This is a genomic window from Actinokineospora sp. NBRC 105648, from assembly GCF_030269645.1.
Lineage (GTDB): Bacteria > Actinomycetota > Actinomycetes > Mycobacteriales > Pseudonocardiaceae > Actinokineospora.
In genome coordinates this window covers 1-16,541 of record NZ_BSTR01000051.1, presented here as the reverse complement: position 1 = coordinate 16,541, position 16,541 = coordinate 1, and the positions used below count along the sequence as shown (strand labels likewise).

The 16,541-nt window shown below is 70.6% G+C and carries 17 protein-coding genes; 6 read left to right on the top strand and 11 right to left on the bottom strand.

Annotated features, from left to right (window positions below; all coding sequences use genetic code 11):
* Positions 1-714: 714 nt before the first annotated feature.
* The gene (locus QSK30_RS30440) at positions 715-2,313 is read right to left on the bottom strand and encodes an AMP-binding protein (protein ID WP_285508130.1); all 1,599 of its coding nucleotides are present in this window, start codon (positions 2,311-2,313) and stop codon (positions 715-717) included.
* Between the two features lie 101 nt (positions 2,314-2,414).
* On the opposite strand from QSK30_RS30440, the gene QSK30_RS30435 reads away from it, so the two are divergent.
* Complete coding sequence (locus QSK30_RS30435; protein ID WP_285508128.1) at positions 2,415-2,789, top strand: YccF domain-containing protein; 375 nt, start codon at positions 2,415-2,417, stop codon at positions 2,787-2,789.
* Positions 2,790-2,802: 13 nt separating this feature from the next.
* Here QSK30_RS30435 and QSK30_RS30430 read toward each other — a convergent pair whose 3' ends face one another.
* The 4 genes from QSK30_RS30430 to QSK30_RS30415 all read right to left on the bottom strand — a co-directional run bounded on the left by QSK30_RS30430 (position 2,803) and on the right by QSK30_RS30415 (position 5,681).
* A complete protein-coding gene (locus tag QSK30_RS30430) occupies positions 2,803-3,663 on the bottom strand; it encodes a metallophosphoesterase family protein (RefSeq protein WP_285508126.1) in 861 nt (286 codons plus the stop codon).
* 92 nt (positions 3,664-3,755) lie between these two features.
* Positions 3,756-4,403: a hypothetical protein gene (locus QSK30_RS30425; RefSeq protein ID WP_285508124.1), complete on the bottom strand. Its 648-nt coding sequence runs from the start codon at positions 4,401-4,403 to the stop codon at positions 3,756-3,758.
* Between the two features lie 59 nt (positions 4,404-4,462).
* On the bottom strand, positions 4,463-5,251 hold the full coding sequence (locus QSK30_RS30420; RefSeq protein WP_285508123.1) for an HAD-IIA family hydrolase: 789 nt from the start codon (positions 5,249-5,251) through the stop codon (positions 4,463-4,465).
* A gap of 37 nt (positions 5,252-5,288) precedes the next feature.
* Positions 5,289-5,681, bottom strand: a complete 393-nt coding sequence (locus tag QSK30_RS30415; RefSeq protein ID WP_285508121.1) for a TOBE domain-containing protein — start codon at positions 5,679-5,681, stop codon at positions 5,289-5,291.
* 150 nt (positions 5,682-5,831) lie between these two features.
* Here QSK30_RS30415 and moaA point away from each other — a divergent pair, with 150 nt between their 5' ends.
* The 4 genes from moaA (at position 5,832) to QSK30_RS30395 (ending at position 8,768) form a co-directional block, all read left to right on the top strand.
* Positions 5,832-6,890 carry a GTP 3',8-cyclase MoaA gene (moaA, locus tag QSK30_RS30410; RefSeq protein ID WP_285508119.1) on the top strand — a complete coding sequence of 353 codons (1,059 nt, stop codon included), beginning with the start codon at positions 5,832-5,834 and terminating at the stop codon, positions 6,888-6,890.
* 5 nt (positions 6,891-6,895) lie between these two features.
* Positions 6,896-7,150 carry a MoaD/ThiS family protein gene (locus QSK30_RS30405; RefSeq protein WP_285508118.1) on the top strand — a complete coding sequence of 85 codons (255 nt, stop codon included), beginning with the start codon at positions 6,896-6,898 and terminating at the stop codon, positions 7,148-7,150.
* A gap of 431 nt (positions 7,151-7,581) precedes the next feature.
* Positions 7,582-8,265: a LysM peptidoglycan-binding domain-containing protein gene (locus QSK30_RS30400; protein ID WP_285508116.1), complete on the top strand. Its 684-nt coding sequence runs from the start codon at positions 7,582-7,584 to the stop codon at positions 8,263-8,265.
* A 140-nt stretch (positions 8,266-8,405) separates the two neighbouring features.
* A complete protein-coding gene (locus tag QSK30_RS30395; RefSeq protein ID WP_285508213.1) occupies positions 8,406-8,768 on the top strand; it encodes a VOC family protein in 363 nt (120 codons plus the stop codon).
* A gap of 522 nt (positions 8,769-9,290) precedes the next feature.
* Here the strand turns inward: QSK30_RS30395 and QSK30_RS30390 are convergent.
* The 4 genes from QSK30_RS30390 to QSK30_RS30375 are packed head-to-tail and all read right to left on the bottom strand — an operon-like array spanning position 9,291 to position 12,367.
* Positions 9,291-10,250: a molybdenum cofactor biosynthesis protein MoaE gene (locus QSK30_RS30390; protein ID WP_285508115.1), complete on the bottom strand. Its 960-nt coding sequence runs from the start codon at positions 10,248-10,250 to the stop codon at positions 9,291-9,293.
* A complete protein-coding gene (gene moaC / locus QSK30_RS30385) occupies positions 10,247-10,723 on the bottom strand; it encodes a cyclic pyranopterin monophosphate synthase MoaC (RefSeq protein WP_285508114.1) in 477 nt (158 codons plus the stop codon). The genes QSK30_RS30390 and moaC overlap by 4 nt, the downstream gene beginning before the upstream one ends.
* A gap of 18 nt (positions 10,724-10,741) precedes the next feature.
* Entirely contained in the window at positions 10,742-12,136 is a 1,395-nt protein-coding gene (locus QSK30_RS30380; RefSeq protein WP_285508113.1) for an NAD-dependent malic enzyme, read from the bottom strand.
* A 51-nt stretch (positions 12,137-12,187) separates the two neighbouring features.
* Positions 12,188-12,367, bottom strand: coding sequence for a hypothetical protein (locus QSK30_RS30375; protein WP_285508111.1), 180 nt, complete (start codon positions 12,365-12,367; stop codon positions 12,188-12,190).
* Between the two features lie 82 nt (positions 12,368-12,449).
* On the opposite strand from QSK30_RS30375, the gene QSK30_RS30370 reads away from it, so the two are divergent.
* Positions 12,450-14,696, top strand: coding sequence for a helicase-associated domain-containing protein (locus QSK30_RS30370; RefSeq protein ID WP_285508110.1), 2,247 nt, complete (start codon positions 12,450-12,452; stop codon positions 14,694-14,696).
* Position 14,697: 1 nt separating this feature from the next.
* Here QSK30_RS30370 and QSK30_RS30365 read toward each other — a convergent pair whose 3' ends face one another.
* The gene (locus QSK30_RS30365) at positions 14,698-15,534 is read right to left on the bottom strand and encodes an immunity 49 family protein (protein WP_285508108.1); all 837 of its coding nucleotides are present in this window, start codon (positions 15,532-15,534) and stop codon (positions 14,698-14,700) included.
* 9 nt (positions 15,535-15,543) lie between these two features.
* Positions 15,544-16,541, bottom strand: a 998-nt coding sequence (locus QSK30_RS30360) for a hypothetical protein (RefSeq protein WP_285508106.1), incomplete at its 5' end; no start/stop codon positions are given.

Below are 16,541 nucleotides of genomic sequence, written 5' to 3'. Positions count from 1 at the left end.
AGGGCGGTCAAGCCAGGCAGGCCAGGCCAGGCGAGCAGGCAGGGGCGTGGCTACGCCTGGGTTTGGGGTGGGGTGGGCTTCCTGTCGCCGCGATCGTCTAACGCTGGGTGGGTGCTATCAAGGGCGCCTTCGGCGTCGCTGCGCGATTCCGCTGCGCTCCACCCTTGACAGCACCCACCCAGCGCTAGAGGCGGCCTGTATCAGGGAGCGGGGGCGACTAAGCCACTGCTGGGTCCGGTGGCGTTGTCGGGTGGCGGTGGTGGTGGGGGACGCGACTGGTGATAGTGGCTGGGTGACGGCGGGCGACTGGCGGTGGGACCGGCGGGTCGGGCAGGCCAGGCGGGGACAGGCAGAGCGGGCCGGGCCGGGCGGGCACCGAGAGCGCCAAAGCCGAGATCAACCACAAGCACAGCCAGACCCAGACCCAACCCAAGGAGCACTGAAGGCGAGAATCCTCCCACTGAACCTCTCATCGCAACTGCTCGATGGGGTGGAGTGGCTTTGTTTGGGGAGAAAAGAGGCGCTAGCCTGACCCAGGCGGTGGGTATCCCTTTCCCACCCGCTCTACCCACGGCGCCTCTTTTCTTAGGGGCCCCAAACAAAGCCACTCCACCCCATCGAGCACACCCACCCAAGCAAGCACCGAGCCGGACCACTCACCCCAACCCAGGACGCGATCAGTCCAGGGGCGAGCAAAGAAAGACCAGCAGCGAGCTAGAGTCCGAGCAGTTCCACGGCCGCTGCCCGCATCTCCACCTTCCGCACCTTCCCAGTCACCGTCATCGGGAACTCCTCCACCACGTGCACATACCGCGGAATCTTGTAGTGCGCCAACTTCCCCACGCAAAACGCGCGCATGCTATCCGCATCCAATGGTGTGGCTCCCTCGCGCATCCGCACCCACGCCATCAGCTCTTCCCCGTATCGCGCGTCCGGTACGCCGATCACCTGGGCGTCCAGGACGTCCGGGTGCGTGTACAGGAACTCTTCGATTTCCCTCGGGTACACGTTCTCCCCGCCCCTGATCACCATGTCCTTGATCCGCCCGGTGATGTTCAGGTACCCCGACTCGTCCATCACCGCCAGGTCTCCCGTGTGCATCCACCGCGCGTTGTCAATCGCCTCTGCCGTCTTGTCCGGCTGGTCCCAGTAGCCCAGCATCACCGAGTACCCGCGCGTGCAGAACTCGCCGGGCTCGCCGCGTGGGACGGTCAGGCCTGTGTCCGGGTCGACGACCTTGACCTCCAGGTGCGGGTGCACCCGGCCGACCGTGGACACGCGGCGGTCCACCGAGTCGTCGGCGCGGGTTTGGGTGGACACCGGGGAGGTCTCCGTCATCCCGTAACAAATCGACACCTCGGTCATGCCCAGTCGGTCGATGACCTGTTTCATCACCTCGACCGGGCACGGCGACCCGGCCATGATCCCGGTGCGCAGCGCACCGAAGTCCAGGCTATCCACAGTGGACTCCGCCAGCATGGCGATGAACATCGTGGGCACCCCGTACAGCGCGGTGCACTTCTCCTCCGAAACCGCCAACAGCGTCGCCGCGGGGTCGAAGCCGGGAGCCGGGATCACCATGCAGGCCCCGTGCGAGGTGGCCGCGAGGTTTCCCATCACCATTCCGAAGCAGTGGTAGAAGGGCACCGGAATGCATATCCGGTCTTCCTCGGAATACCCGCACAGCTCTCCCACAAAGAACCCGTTGTTCAAGATGTTGTGGTGCGACAACGTCGCGCCCTTGGGGAAGCCCGTGGTGCCCGAGGTGTACTGGATGTTGATCGGGTCGTCCGCCGACAGCGCCGGGAAGTCGTGCACCTGTTCCGCGCCGAGCAGCGCGTCCCACGATTCCCGGCCGATGAGCACCACGTCCAGCAGCGCCGGGCACTCCGGGCGCACCTGCTCGATCATCCCCGCGTAGTCCGAGCTCTTGAACCCCGGCGCCGCCACCAGTGTCCGGACACCCGCCTGGTTGAGCACGTACCGCAGTTCGTGCACGCGGTACGCCGGGTTGATGTTGACCAGGATCGCCCCGATCTTCGCCGTCGCGTACTGGGTCAGCGTCCACTCCGCGCAGTTCGGCGCCCAGATGCCCACCCGGTCGCCCTTCACCACGCCCAGCGCCAGCAGCCCGTGCGCCACCCGGTCGACCTCGGCGGACAGCTCGCGGTAGGTCCACCGCCTGCCGGTCGCGCGCTCGACCAGCGCCTCGCGATCACCGAAGGCCGCCACGGTGCGGTCGAAGTCGCCGCCGATGGTGTCGCCGAGCAGCGGCACCGTCGAGGTCCCGGAGGTGTAGCTGGGCAGTGGCATGGCGGTCTCCTCGTCCCGGGGCTGTGTCCCCGGTCACCATCCTCACCCCGTTCACCCGATGGGGACACTTCGACTGCGCTGGGTAGGCCACAATCAACCCTGTGCGACTGCTGCTGAACGTGATCTGGCTGGTGCTGTCGGGCTTCTGGATGGCGGTCGGCTACGCCGTGGCCGGGGTGATCTGCTGCGTCCTGGTGATCACCATCCCGTTCGGGCTGGCCTCGTTCCGGATCGCCAACTACGCGCTGTGGCCATTCGGGCGCACGATCGAGCGACGGGACAGCGCCGGGGTCGGGTCCGCGCTGGGCAACCTGATCTGGATCGTCGTCGCGGGCTGGTGGCTGGCCGTGGTGCACCTCGTCACCGGCGCGCTGCTCTGCCTGACGATCATCGGCATTCCGCTGGGCGTCGCGAACTTCAAGCTGATCCCGGTCTCGCTGGTGCCGCTGGGCTCCCGGATCGTGCCGACCGACTGATCCCCAGGACCGACTAGCCGACCTCGGGCTCGTGCGCGTCCGGCTGGTCGGCGCCCGGCTCGGCCGCGGTCCGCTGGTCCTCGTCCCACGGCAGCCGCACCACCAGGCACGGCCCGCCGACGAACAGGCCCGCGTCGATCCCCAGCGCCTTGCCGCCCGCGTACTCGTACGGGCCGTCGACCTGGGTGGGCAGGATGCCGAGCTGGTCGGCGATCACGCTGTGCCCGTGCACGACCTGCGCGCCGCCCAGCGCGGCCAGCAGCTCGTCGGCCACCTGCTCGCCGTGCGGGCCGCGGAAGGCGTAGCGGGTGGTCATCCGGCGCCAGACCTCCCACCACTCGGGCAGGTCGTCGGAGCGCAGCACCGCGCGGACGGCCTCGTTGATCGCCTCGATGTCGGAGCCCCAGGCCAGGTACTCGGTGGTGTCGGAGTGCATCAGCAGGTGCTCGCCGACCAGCGCGAGCACCGGCCGCCCGGTGAGCCACTCGACGTGCTCGGGGGTGAGCGCCTCCTGGTCGCTGACCATGCCGCCGTTCATCTGCCAGCTGCGGCCGAAGCTGCGCGGGCCGAAGTCCGACGGGATTTCCTCGTCGCCGAAGCGGTGCATGCCCAGCAGCAGGATCTCGTGGTTGCCCAGCAGCGTCTCGACCCGCCCACCCGCCGCTTCGGCGCCGCGCGCGAGGTCGATGACCAGGTCGATCACGCCGATCCCGTCCGGACCGCGGTCGACGAAGTCGCCGAGGAACCACAGGTGGTCGGTCCCCCCGGCCCAGGTCCCGTCCGAGCAGGCCAGGCCTGCCTGCTCCAGGGCGTCGAGGAGTTCCGCGCGGTGACCGTGCACGTCACCCACGACATAGGTCGTCGGTGCCGTCACCCCGGTCCCCGTTGAGCTGTCGGGCTGCACAACCACGACGATAGGCGAGCCGCATTCCGACCGCGCAGTGATCGCCCAGAAGCCGCCGCGGCTCAGGTGGTAGCGGGCACCTCGTCCGGTGCGAACGCCTCGGGTGGGTGGGCCGCGGTCCGCACGACCCGGCCGAAGGCGATCAGGACCGCGCCCAGCACGACCGCGACCACCGGCACGGTGACCAGGTCGAACCAGAGCGCGCTGGTCACCGGCTCGAGCACCACCGAGTGCACGAACCCACTCGCCGCCGAGGTCTCCGCGAGCGCGGCCAACAGGCTCCCGACCGCGACGACCCAGCCGAGCCTGGTCAGCCGCACCGCCACCGCCTCGGTGAACAGGCCGACGCGGTCGACCGCGCGGAACGCGCCGACGGCCAGCACCAGCGCGGTGATCAGCACGAGGACCGTCGGGATCCCGGTGAACGCCCGCAGCAGGTACTCACCGGTCGTCGGGTCGGCCGTGCACAGGACCGCGGTCTTGGCGGTGACGGTGACCGGGTCGGCTGCCGGGGGCCACCCGCCGGGCAGGGATCCCGTGGGGGCGACGCCCGCGGGCACGTCGAGGCAGATCACCTCGGCACCGAGGCCGAACACCGACCCGCGGCCGTCCACCACCGCGGCGGCCCCGACCGCCAGGCCGGCGCCCACCAGCACCCAGGCCATCCGCACCAGGCCGCGCACCGGGTCCAACACTCGATCGGTCTCCACCGGCGGTTCCCCCTCCGCAGCGACGAGGAACCCACTCCAGGGCCGCGGTCGGGCGGGTCTCAGGGTTCCCGGAAAGGATCAGCCGTATGCCCCACCAGGTCGGCGATGGAGTCGATCACCCTCGTGGGCCGGTAGGGGTAGCGCTCGGCGGTGTCGCGGCCGGAGATGCCGGTGAGCACCAGGATCGTGTTCAGCCCGGCCTCCAGGCCGCTGCGCACGTCGGTGTCCATCCGGTCGCCGATCATCAGCGTGCTCTCCGAGTGCGCGCCCAGCGCCCGCAGCGCCGAGCGCATCATCAGCGGGTTGGGCTTGCCCACGTAGTACGGGGCGCGGCCGGTGGCCCGCTCGATCAGCGCGGCGACCGAACCGGTGGCGGGCAGCGAGCCCTCGCGGCTGGGGCCGGTGGCGTCGGGGTTGGTGGCGATGAACCGGGCGCCCTCCTCGACCAGCCGGATGGCCCGGGTGATCGCGGTGAAGCTGTAGGTCCTGGTCTCGCCGAGGACCACGTAGTCCGGGTCGCGGTCGGTGAGCACGTAGCCGATCTCGTGCAGCGCGGTGGTCAGGCCCGCCTCGCCGATCACGAACGCCGAGCCGCCGGGGCGCTGGCTGTCCAGGAACCGCGCGGTGGCCAGCGCCGAGGTCCAGATCGCCTGCTCGGGCACGTCCAGGCCGGTGCGCAGCAGCCTGGCCCGCAGGTCGCGCGGGGTGTAGATGGAGTTGTTGGTGAGCACGAGGAACGGCGTGCCCGCCGCGGTGAGCTCGGCGATCAGCTCGTCGGCGCCGGGGATCGGGTGCTCCTCGTGCACCAGGACCCCGTCCATGTCCATCAGGTAAGTCCAACCGCTCATGGCTGGAGGCTACCCAGCCCTCGCCCGTCCGCCCTGGTCACGGCGTCTCGACGATGACCTGGGTGGCCTTGACCAGCCCCACCGCGAGCACCCCGGGGGCCAGGCCGAGCTCGCGCACCGCCTCGGCGCTCATCAGCGAGACCACCCGGTGCGGGCCGCACTGCAGCTCCACCTGGGCCATCACCTGGTCGGACACCACGTCGGTGACCAGCCCGACGAACCGGTTGCGCGCGGAGCGGCCCGAGCTGATCGGGTCCGGGATCGCCGCGGCCTGCTCGCGGGCGAACGCGGCGAGCACGGCCCCCTCGACGACCTTGCGGCCCGCGCCGTCGAGCTCGGCGGTGAGGTGGCCCGCGTCGACCCACCGCCGCACGGTGTCGTCGCTGACGCCGAGGAGTTTGGCGGCCTCGGAGAACCTGAAGTACGGCATGCGCGCGACATTATCCCCGCACCTGCGCCGGTGTCGCGCTATAGTCGGCGCACCCGGCCCGGTCACCGCTCGTGGACAGTTCAACGACAGTGAGCGATACCGCTGCGCCGAACGGCTCACCCGGCGTGGACAGCGGCTAGCCTAGATCGGGTGACGGCGGTTCATCTCGGACTCCCTGTCGTTCCGGGAGCGCTCTCCCCCTCCCCCAGACCGGACACCCCGGCGCTGGTGGACAGTTTCGGCCGCGTGGCCACCGACCTGCGGGTTTCGCTCACCGACCGGTGCAACCTGCGGTGCACCTACTGCATGCCCGCCGAGGGCCTGGAGTGGATGCCGCGCGCGGACATGCTCACCGACGGCGAGCTGAACCGGCTCATCCGGGTGGCCGTGTGCGACCTGGGGGTGACGAACCTGCGCTTCACCGGCGGCGAGCCGACCTTGCGCAAGGGCATCGAGGGGATAATCGCCGCGGCCGCCGCGCTGACCCCGCGGCCGCGGATCTCGATGACCACCAACGCGATCGGGCTGTCCCGCCGAGCCGCCGCGCTCAAGGCCGCGGGCCTGGACCGGATCAACGTCTCGCTCGACACCCTGCGCCCGGACCGGTTCACCGAGCTGACCCGGCGCGACCGGCTGGCCGACGTGCTCGACGGGCTGGCCGCCGCGCGCACCGCCGGGCTCGACCCGGTGAAGGTCAACACCGTGCTGCTGCGCGGGGTCAACGACGACGAGGCGGTGCCGCTGCTGCGGTTCTGCGTGGCCAACGGCTACCACCTGCGGTTCATCGAGCAGATGCCGCTCGACGCCCAGCACGGTTGGAGCCGGGCCGAGATGGTCACCGCCGAGCAGATCCTCACCGCGCTGCGCACCGGGTTCGAGCTCACCCCGCGCCCGGGCGCGCGCGGGGCCGCGCCCGCCGAGCGCTGGCTGGTCGACGGCGGGCCCGCGGACGTTGGTGTGATCGCCTCGGTGACCCGCCCGTTCTGCGGCGACTGCGACCGCACCCGGCTCACCGCCGACGGGCAGCTGCGGTCGTGCCTGTTCAGCCAGACCGAGACCGACCTGCGCGAACCGCTGCGGGCGGGGGCGAGCGACGCAGAGATCGCCGGGCTGTGGCGGGGCACGATGTGGGCGAAACTGGCCGGGCACGCGATCAACGAGGCCGGGTTCGCCCAGCCCGCGCGGCCCATGAGCGCGATCGGGGGGTGAGCGGCGTGACGAGTGTGACGGTGCGGTATTTCGCGGGCGCGCGCGCGGCCGCGGGCGTGCACGAGGAGAAGGTGGCGCTGCCCGCCGAGGCAACCGTCCAGGACGCCCTCGCGGAGCTGTCGGCCCGACACGGCGCCGCGCTCGACCGGGTCCTGCGCGCGGCGAGCTTCCTCGTCGACGGGGTGGCCGTCCGAGACCGGGCCGCACGGCTGCCCGATGGGACCGGTTTGGACGTTTTGCCACCGTTCGCCGGCGGCTGAGCCCGCTTTCCCAGATGGCCTAACGCCTGGGAATCGACGTGAGGCAGGACTCACCGACGGTGAAATATCTCGGAGAGGACACGGCCGAGTAACAGCCCGGTGCGCGCGCCTGACCAGGGAAAAGGCCCGAATCGCAGCAAGTTGCAGGCCGTTACTGTGACGACGGTCACGCTTCGAATAATTTCCGTATCGCCCGGCGGTTACGTACCGTCGCTTCCGGCTGGCCCCGACCAGCCGAGATCGACCCGGGAGTACGCAGCGCCAAACCCTGTCCGGCGTGCTCTCGGGAACCAACCCCGAGCGAAAGCGAACTCTCGGACAGGGGCGAGGGACCACGACGAGCGCCACCCGGCGAGCGACGTGGCGGCCGGAGCAGTCGACCGGCCCCAGCCCACAGCGCGAGCAGCGCAGGCGCGGGAGGAGAGACCCACATGTCCTACCGAGGCAAGCACCGCAAGCAGACCGCCACCCAGCGCACCATCGCCCGCGTCGTCGTCGCAGGCGTCGCGATCGGTGCGCCGATGGCGATCGCCGCGACACCCGCCTCCGCCGACACCGTCAACTGGGACGCTGTCGCCCAGTGCGAGAGTGGCGGCAACTGGAACATCAACACCGGCAACGGGTACTACGGCGGCCTGCAGTTCACCCCGAGCACCTGGCGGGCCAACGGCGGCACGGGCAGCGCCCACAACGCCTCCCGCTCGGAGCAGATCCGGGTCGCGGAGAACGTGCTGCGCACCCAGGGCATCGGCGCCTGGCCGGTCTGCGGCAAGAAGTCCGGCTCGTCGGCCGGTGCCGCCAAGAAGGTGACCACCCCGAAGAAGGTCACCACCAAGGCCACCCCGAAGCAGGCCACCAAGCCCGCCGCCGTCAAGCCCGCGGCGAAGCCGGCCACCAAGGCCGCCCCGGTCGCGACCGCCCCGGTCACCACCACCGTGGCCCTGTCGAAGTCCAACCCGAACGGCGACTACACCGTCGTCGCGGGCGACACCCTGTCCAAGATCGCCGCCAAGGCGAACGTGGCGGGCGGCTGGAAGGCGCTGCACGCGAAGAACAAGGACTTCATCGGCGACCCCGACCTGATCCTCGTGGGTCAGAAGATCGCCACCAAGTAAGTCCAGCAAGTCCCACCTGCGCGCTCGAAGCAGGCAAAGAGTCGGACCCCGCCGCATCCCCCGCGGCGGGGTCCGACTCTTTCTCGTAAGCGGACGAACCAAGACCGGCTTAGCCTGGACCCATGGGTTCCAGACCGTGGATGACCTTGACCGCCGCCGTGCTCGACGCCCCCGACGCCCAAGAACTAGCCGGCTTCTACCAGCGCCTCCTGGGCTGGCCCAAGGGCGCGGACGAACCAGACTGGGTAACCCTCCGCCCACCCGGCGGCGGCACTGGTATCTCGTTCCAGACCGAGTCCGAGTATGTCCCCCCGACCTGGCCCACCGCCGAGGGCAGGCAGCAGATGATGTCCCACCTCGACATCGAGGTAGCGGACCTGGCCGCCGCAGGAGCCCGAGCCCTCGCCGCCGGAGCAGTACTGGCCGACTTCCAACCCCAAGAAGACGTACGGGTCTACCTCGACCCCGCAGGCCACCCGTTCTGCCTCTGGGTGCGAACCTGACCAGTCAGGACTAAAGACGAGCAGGGCAAAAAAGGGAATAGATTGAGAAACAGGTGGACGAAGATGGAACGGGAAAGAAGAGCGGAGTAAAATCGAGAAGTGAGTGGGGGAAGTGAGTGGGGGAAGTGAGTGGGGGAAGTGAGCGGGGGAAGTGAGCGGGGAAAGTGAGCGGGGAAAGTGAGTCAGGGAGTCATTGAGGTGAGGGCCAGCGAACAGGACAGGATCCCAGCCTCGCTGGTACCGGCGGCCCCGCTACGGATGCTCGATCTAGTGGACTCGCTTCGTGTGGGGGGAGAGCACCGCTAAACTCGCCGTGTGGTGGGAATGCCCTTCACCCGCCCTTCTTTCCCACCGTGGTGCTCTAGGGGCCCCACACGAAGCGAGTTCACTAGATCGAGCCCACGCTTGTAACCCGGGCAACGAAGACGGCAACCGAACAACGCACGCCCTAAACCGAGCCCCTGCTCGAAACCTGGGCAACGAAGACGGCAACGCTAAAGCGGTCCAACACCCAATCCGAGCTCAAGGGCAGTTGACCCACTCATCCGTCCCATCGACAAACCGCTGGTGCTTCCAGATCGGCAGTCGGGCCTTCACCTCATCCACCAACAAAGCGCAGGCCGCGAAAGCCTGCCCCCGATGCTCCGCCGACACCGCACAAGCCAGTGCCACATCCCCGACCACCAGTGTCCCCACCCGATGGCTCACCGCGACTGCCCGGACCCCATCGCCTCTGGCGATCTCAGCCGCCACCTCAGCGATGACGTCCTTCGCGCTCGGGTGCCCCTCATAAGTCAGCCCCACCACCGACCGCCCATGGTCGTGATCGCGCACCACACCCGCGAAAGTCACCACCGCCCCCGCCGCGGCGTGTTCCACAGTCTCCGCGTGCGACTCGACCGAAATCGCGGACTCACTAATCTCCGCCCGCAAGACCGGCGCACTCAACGCAGACGCACTCGAAACCGGCGCGCTCAACACAGGCGCATGAACAGCAGCAGGACCCTCATGTGAGCCCCCACGCAGCTGGTCCACGGCATGGTCGAGCACCGGCTCCAAAACCGACAACCCATCCCGCACACCACCACTGGACCCCGGCAGGTTCACCACCAGCGTCCGCCCCGCCACCCCCGCCACCCCGCGCGAGAGCACCGCTGTCGGCACGGCCGGCAGCCCTGCCGCGCGGATGGCGTCCGCGAGCCCGGGCACCTCGTAGTCCACGACCGCGCGGGTGGCCTCCGGTGTGCGGTCGGTCGGGTTGATCCCGGTGCCACCGGTCGTGATGACCACGTCCACCGCCGCGGCGACCGCGTCGCGCAGGGCCTTCTCCACCGGTGGGCCGTCGGGCACCACCGCCGGGTCGGGCACCGAGTAGCCCCTGCCGCGCAGCCAGGCGACGATCACCGGGCCGGTCTTGTCCTGGTAGACCCCGCTCGATGCCCGGTTGGAGGCCGTCACGACGCGGGCGGTGCGGGCGGTCATGGCGCTCCTCGGGTCCAGGTGCCGCTCTTGCCGCCCTCTTTGTGCTCCAGCCGGACGGCGTCGAGCACCGCGGCCGGGTCCACGGCCTTGATCATGTCGTGCAGCGCCAGCCCGGAGACCGCGACGGCGGTGAGCGCCTCCATCTCCACCCCGGTCTTGCCGGTGGTGCGCACGGTGGCGGTGATCCGGACCTCGGACTCGCCCAGGTCGAGCACCACCAGCACACCCGAGATCGGCAGCGGGTGGCACAGCGGGATCAGCTCCGGGGTGCGCTTGGCGCCCATGATGCCCGCGATCCTGGCCGTGGCCAGCGCGTCGCCCTTGGGCAGGCCGTCGCGGCGGAGCAGCTCGACCACCTCGGCCGTGGTGCGGACCACCCCGCTGGCCACGGCCGTGCGGGCGGTCACGTCCTTGGCGGAGACGTCCACCATCCGCGCGGAACCCGCGCCGTCCACATGGCTCAGTTCACCCACCTGGCCGATGCTACGACCTCAGCCCGCGGGCGGGGCGGTCGCGGCCTTGCGCACCGCGTCGGCCACGGCCGGGGCCACCGCCGCGTCGAACACGCTGGGCACGATGAACGAGGCGTTGAGCCGGTCGCCGTCGACGATGTCTGCGAGCGCGTCGGCCGCGGCCAGCAGCATCGCGTCGGTGATGCCGCGGGCCTGGGCGTCGAGCAGGCCGCGGAACACCCCGGGGAAGGCCAGCACGTTGTTGATTTGGTTCGGGTAGTCCGAGCGGCCGGTGGCGACCACGGCGGCGTGCCGCTGCGCCTCCAGCGGGTCGATCTCCGGGTCCGGGTTGGCCAGCGCGAACACCACCGCGCCCGGGGCCATGGTGGCGACCTGCTCGGCGCCGAACAGGTTGGGCGCCGACACGCCGATGAACACGTCCGCGCCGACCAGCGCGTCGTGCAGCCTGCCGGACAGGTCGGCCTTGTTCGTGTTCGCCGAGACCCAGGTCAGGTTGGGGTCCATGCCCGGGCGGTCCGCGCGGACGATGCCGTCCACGTCGACCGCGATCACGTCGGCCGGGCCGCGCTGCAGCAGCAGCCGGATGATCGCCGAGCCCGCCGCGCCCACCCCGCAGACCACGATCTTGCAGTCGGCCATCGACTTGCCGACCACCCGCAGGGCGTTGCGCAGCGCGGCGACCACGCAGATCGCGGTGCCGTGCTGGTCGTCGTGGAACACCGGGATGTCGAGCAGGTCGCGCAGCCGGGCCTCGATCTCGAAGCAGCGCGGCGCGGCGATGTCCTCCAGGTTGATCCCGCCGTAGACCGGCGCGATCAGCTGCACGGTGCGGATGATCTCCTCGGTGTCCTGGGTGTCCAGGCACACCGGCCAGGCGTCCACCCCGGCGAACTTCTTGAACAGCGCCGCCTTGCCCTCCATCACCGGCAGCGCGGCGGCGGGCCCGAGGTTGCCCAGGCCGAGCACGGCGGAGCCGTCGGTGACCACGGCGACGGTGTTGCGCTTGATCGTCAGGCGGCGGGCGTCGTCGGGGTTCTCCGCGATCGCCTGGCAGATCCGGGCCACGCCGGGGGTGTAAGCGCGGGAGAGGTCGTCGCGGTTGCGCAGGGCGACCTTGGCGGTGACCTCGATCTTGCCGCCGAGGTGCATCAGGAAGGTCCGGTCGGACACCTTGCGCACCGCGACCCCGGGCAGCGCCTCGAGCGCCTCGGTGATGTCGCGGGCGTGGTTGGCCGAGACCGCGTTGCAGGTGATGTCGACGACGACCCGGTCGCTGTGCGACTCGACCACGTCGAAGGCGGTGATCACCCCGCCGACCCGGCCGACCGCGCTGGTCAGGTCACCGGCGGCGCTGGCCGACGGTGGCGCCTCGACCCGGACGGTGATCGAGTAGCCGGGACCGGGGACGGGCATGCGTTCACTCCCGAGTGGAGGGTATTCACAGAATCGGGAGCGAGCCTAGACCTAGCGGTTGATCTCGGTCACCGGGTGTACGTAGGGGACCGCGTCCAGCGGGAACGTGGTGTCGCCGAACGGGGACAGCGCGCCCTGCCGGTCCGAGGTGAGCTCGCTGACCGGGTGCGCCCCGTTCTCGTCGTCGCCCTTCCAGGTCGGGTCGACGCGGTGGGCCTTGGTCTTCGCCACTGGATGCTCCTCACAAGATCACCGACACCGTCTTCGCGACTCCTGAGGCTACCGGAGTGCTCGGCCGTATACCGTGGTCAGGGTGTCCGGCACCACGCTCACCGACTGGCTCCGCGCGCGGGAGGACGAGACGCTGGCCGCGGTGCTGCGCGCTCGGCCCGACCTCGCCACCCCGCGTCCCGCCGACACCTCGGTGCTCGCGACCCGGGCGGCCACCCGCGCCTCGGTCGCGCGGGTCGCGGAGGGCCTGGACACCTTCACCCTGGCTGTCCTCGACGCCCTCTTGGCGGCTGACGCCGACCGGGGCCAGGTGGACGTGGCGACCATCGACCTCGGCGTCGGCCCGGACCGGGTGCGCGCGGGCGTGGACCGGCTGCGCGACCTCGCGGTGGCGTGGGGTCCGGACGACGCGGTGCGGCTCGTGCCCGCGGCGCGCGAAGCAGGCGGGCTGTTCCCGAGCGGGTTGGGCAGGCCGTCCGCGGTGTTGGACGTCGTGGACGTGCCCGCGTTGCTGACCGCGCTGTCCGACGAGGAGCGCGGCATCTTGACGCGGCTCGCGCACGGCAGCCCGGTCGGTAGGACTAAGGACGCGGCAACGGTTCCGCGACTGGAAAACGCCAAGACCCCGATCCAGCGGCTCTTGGCACAAGGGCTCTTAACGCGGGTAGACGCCGAGACGGTAGAGCTACCGCGACAGGTAGGCGTCGCGATCCGCGGCGCCGGGCCGGTGGGCACGCTCGCGGTCGACGAGCCGGTCCTGCGCACGAAGGCGTACAAGGCGGTCGACTCGACGGCGGCCGGGGCGACGCTGGAGTTCTTGCGGCACGCCGAGACCCTGCTGCGGCTGTGGTCGGCCGAGCCGCCGCAGGTGCTCAAGTCCGGCGGTCTCGGCGTGCGCGACCTGCGGCGCCTGACCAAGGCCACCGAGATCAGCGAACGCGAGGTGGTCGTCCTGGTCGAGGTGGTCGTCGGCGCGTCGCTGGTGGCCGACAACGAGGCGGCGACGCCGGAGTACGTGCCGACCACGCACTGCGACACCTGGCTCGCCGCGACCCCGGCGCAGCGCTGGGCCACGCTGGCCGCGGCCTGGCTCGACCTGCCCCGACTACCCGGCATCGGCGGCCTCCGCGACGCGAAGGAGCGACTCCTCGCCCCGCTCTCGGAGGACCTGCGGCGGCCGGTGGCCCCGCTGGAGCGCACCCGGGTGCTGCGGGTGCTGGCCGATCTCAAACCCGGCACCGGCGTGGCCGACCCGGACGAACTGGCCGCGCTACTGGCCTGGCGCGCCCCCCGACGCGGCGGACGACTGCGCGACGACATCGTGCGCTGCACCCTCACCGAAGCGACAGCCCTGGGCCTGGTGGCACTGGGCGCGCTCAGCGGGCCCGGACGAGCCCTGCTCGACGAAGGCACCGCCCCCGCCGCCAAACGAATGGCCGAGGCGATGCCCGACCCCATCGACCACGTCCTGGTCCAAGCCGACCTCACCGTGGTCGCACCGGGACCGCTGGAAGCACACCTGGCAGCGCAGATCAACGAAGTGGCCGACGTCGAATCCGCGGGCAGCGCCACCGTCTACCGCGTGAGCGAGACGTCCCTACGACGAGCACTCGACGCCGGCCGCACCGCCGGTGACCTGCACGAACTGTTCCGCACCCGGTCGCGCACCCCGGTACCGCAGGCGCTGGAGTACATGATCGACGACGTCGCCCGCAGGCACGGCAGGCTGCGCGGCGGGGCCGCCGCGTCGTTCCTGCGCTGCGACGACCCGGCGCTGATCGCCGAGGTGGCCGCCAGCCCGGTCGCCGCCCTGCTGCGGCTGCGCCGGATCGCGCCCACGGTGCTGGTCAGCCCGCTGCCGCTGCTGGAGGTCCTGGACGACCTGCGCGCCGCGGGCTTCGCCCCCGCCGCCGAGGGCACCGACGGCCAGGTCGTCGACCTGCGCCCCACCGGCCGCCGCATCCAGGCACCGCTGCGCGCGGTCCGGCGGGTCGCCCCCCGACCGCCGGACGACGAGCAGATCGCGGACATGGTCCTGGCCATGCGCGCGGGCGACCGGGCCGCGGACAGCAAACGCGGCCGATCGGTCTCGGCGGCCGCGGGCTCCGGCGCGAACACGGCGGAGACGATGGCCCTGCTGCAGGAGGCGACCCGCACCCAGCAGTCGGTGTGGGTCGGCCTGGTCGACGCGCACGGCGTGGCCAGCCAACGCGTGATCGAACCCCTGCGGGTGGGCGGCGGGATCCTGGAAGGCCGCGACCCGAGCACCGCGGAGATCCGCCGCCTACCCCTACACCGAATCACCAGCGCGGCGTTGGTGGAGCCCTAGGTCAGTCGACGTGGGAGCCGTCGAGCAGGTGCTTGGGCAGGTAGTCGGACTCGACGGTCAGGCCGAGGTCCAGGTCGTGGGCGACACAGGCCAACCCGAGCAGCGCGAGGGCGATCAGGCCGTCCGGGTCGTTGGCGCGGTTCTTCGGCTTCCAGAACTGCTTGTGCGACTTGAGCCCCTCGGCGAGGCTCGCGTTGAATCCCTCGCCGTCGTGCTGCACCAGGTAGTGGAACAGCTTCAGCACCGGGTAGTGGCGCAACAGGACGATCTGCTTGCCCACGGTCAACCGGGACGGATCAGTGGCGGCCAGGGCGTCGTTGAGCTTGCTCAACACGCCTTCTTCACGCCGCCAGTAGGTCTGCAGGGCGTCGATCCACAGGTAGGCGTACTCGCCCATCTTGCCGTCGGCGTCGCGCAACACCGCCATCGGGACGGCGCAAAGGTAGTGCAGCAGGCGCATGTCCCGGCGGACCAGGGCGAGGTGGTGGGCGGCCAGCCAAGTCTCGGCGTCGGTGTAGGAACGACTTCCGGTGCCCGTGACCTCCAGCGGTGTCCCCAAGATCACCTCGAACTGCTCGCCCTCCGGAGCGCCGACGGCGAAGACGGCGGCGCCCGCCTGGCCCGCCAGCACGACGCTGTTCCAGATCTCCGGGCCCGCCGCCGTCGGGTCGAGCGCGGAGCGGTACCCGGCGTGCGAGAGCGCGACGGCGTGCAGATCGTGGGTCCAGATGGGTTTGCGCAGTGCGCGCTCCAGGCTCACCCGCTCGATTTCGCGGAACGCACCGACTTTCTCGGCGACGAAGTCGTGGTCGAAGTCGTGCCTGCCGATTGTGACCATTCAGCTCTCCTAGAACTTGCCCATGTCGAGCGGGCGAATCGAGTAGCCGCCGAACTCCGGCCCATTGTCGCCGTTGACGACCTTGGCTCTAACCACGACGTAGTCTAGCTTGCCCGCGTCAAGCTTCGCCTGCAACAGCTCGGCGAGCTCGATATCTTTGTCGCTCCCCTTACGCATATCGGCGATGGTCGCGGCGAAGTAGGCGGGGGTCCCCTGCTCCGCGACCTGGCCGCCGCGGGTGACCCTGGTGCCCAGCGGCCCATCGCCACCCTTGCACTCGACCACCACGACCCGGTCGTCGGCGACGGCCCAGACTTGGTCGAAGCGGCCGCGCCCCGGCTTTCCACCGTAGTCGTCGAGCGGCTCGGGCAGGGAACTGTCGGTGCCATAGGTCTTCGCGACAGCCAACTCGCCGGCTCGGTGGCCTACGTCCTCCCCGATGTCGGTGACGTCGCGGTACGCCTGGCGCAGATCGTCCTTGGCCTCGGGGTTCTCCTTGGCGGCGGCCAACCTGTCCACCGCATCGGCGCGGCGGTCGACGAGGTCCTGGAACTTCTCCTTCTCCGCTTGATCGGCCTTCACCTTGACGGCCTCAGTCGCAAAAGAAGCGCGAGCGACATCGGCGCCGACTGGGATATAGGTACCGTCACCGACCGCCCGCATTTGCGGAATGGGTTTACCCTCCGAGTCTCGCGCCGTGGCGTCGAACCTGCGCGGTTCACCCTGACTGAAATAGTAGTGCTCGGGGTTCAACGACGTGACCGGCTTCGTCGAATCGTCGGCCGCAGGTTTGGCATTGTCGGTTTCGTCGCCGCCCCCCGCTTCCCCCTGGTCGTCCGCCTGCCCCGGTTCCGCCTTCCGGGCGTCAATAGGCTCGGTCGGCTCGGTCGGCTCGGTCGGCTCGGTCGGCTCGGTCGGCTCGGTCGGCTCGGTCGGCTCGGTCGGCTCGGTCGGCTCGGTCGGCTCGGTCGGCTCGGTCGGCTCGGTCGGCTCGGTCGGCTCGGTCG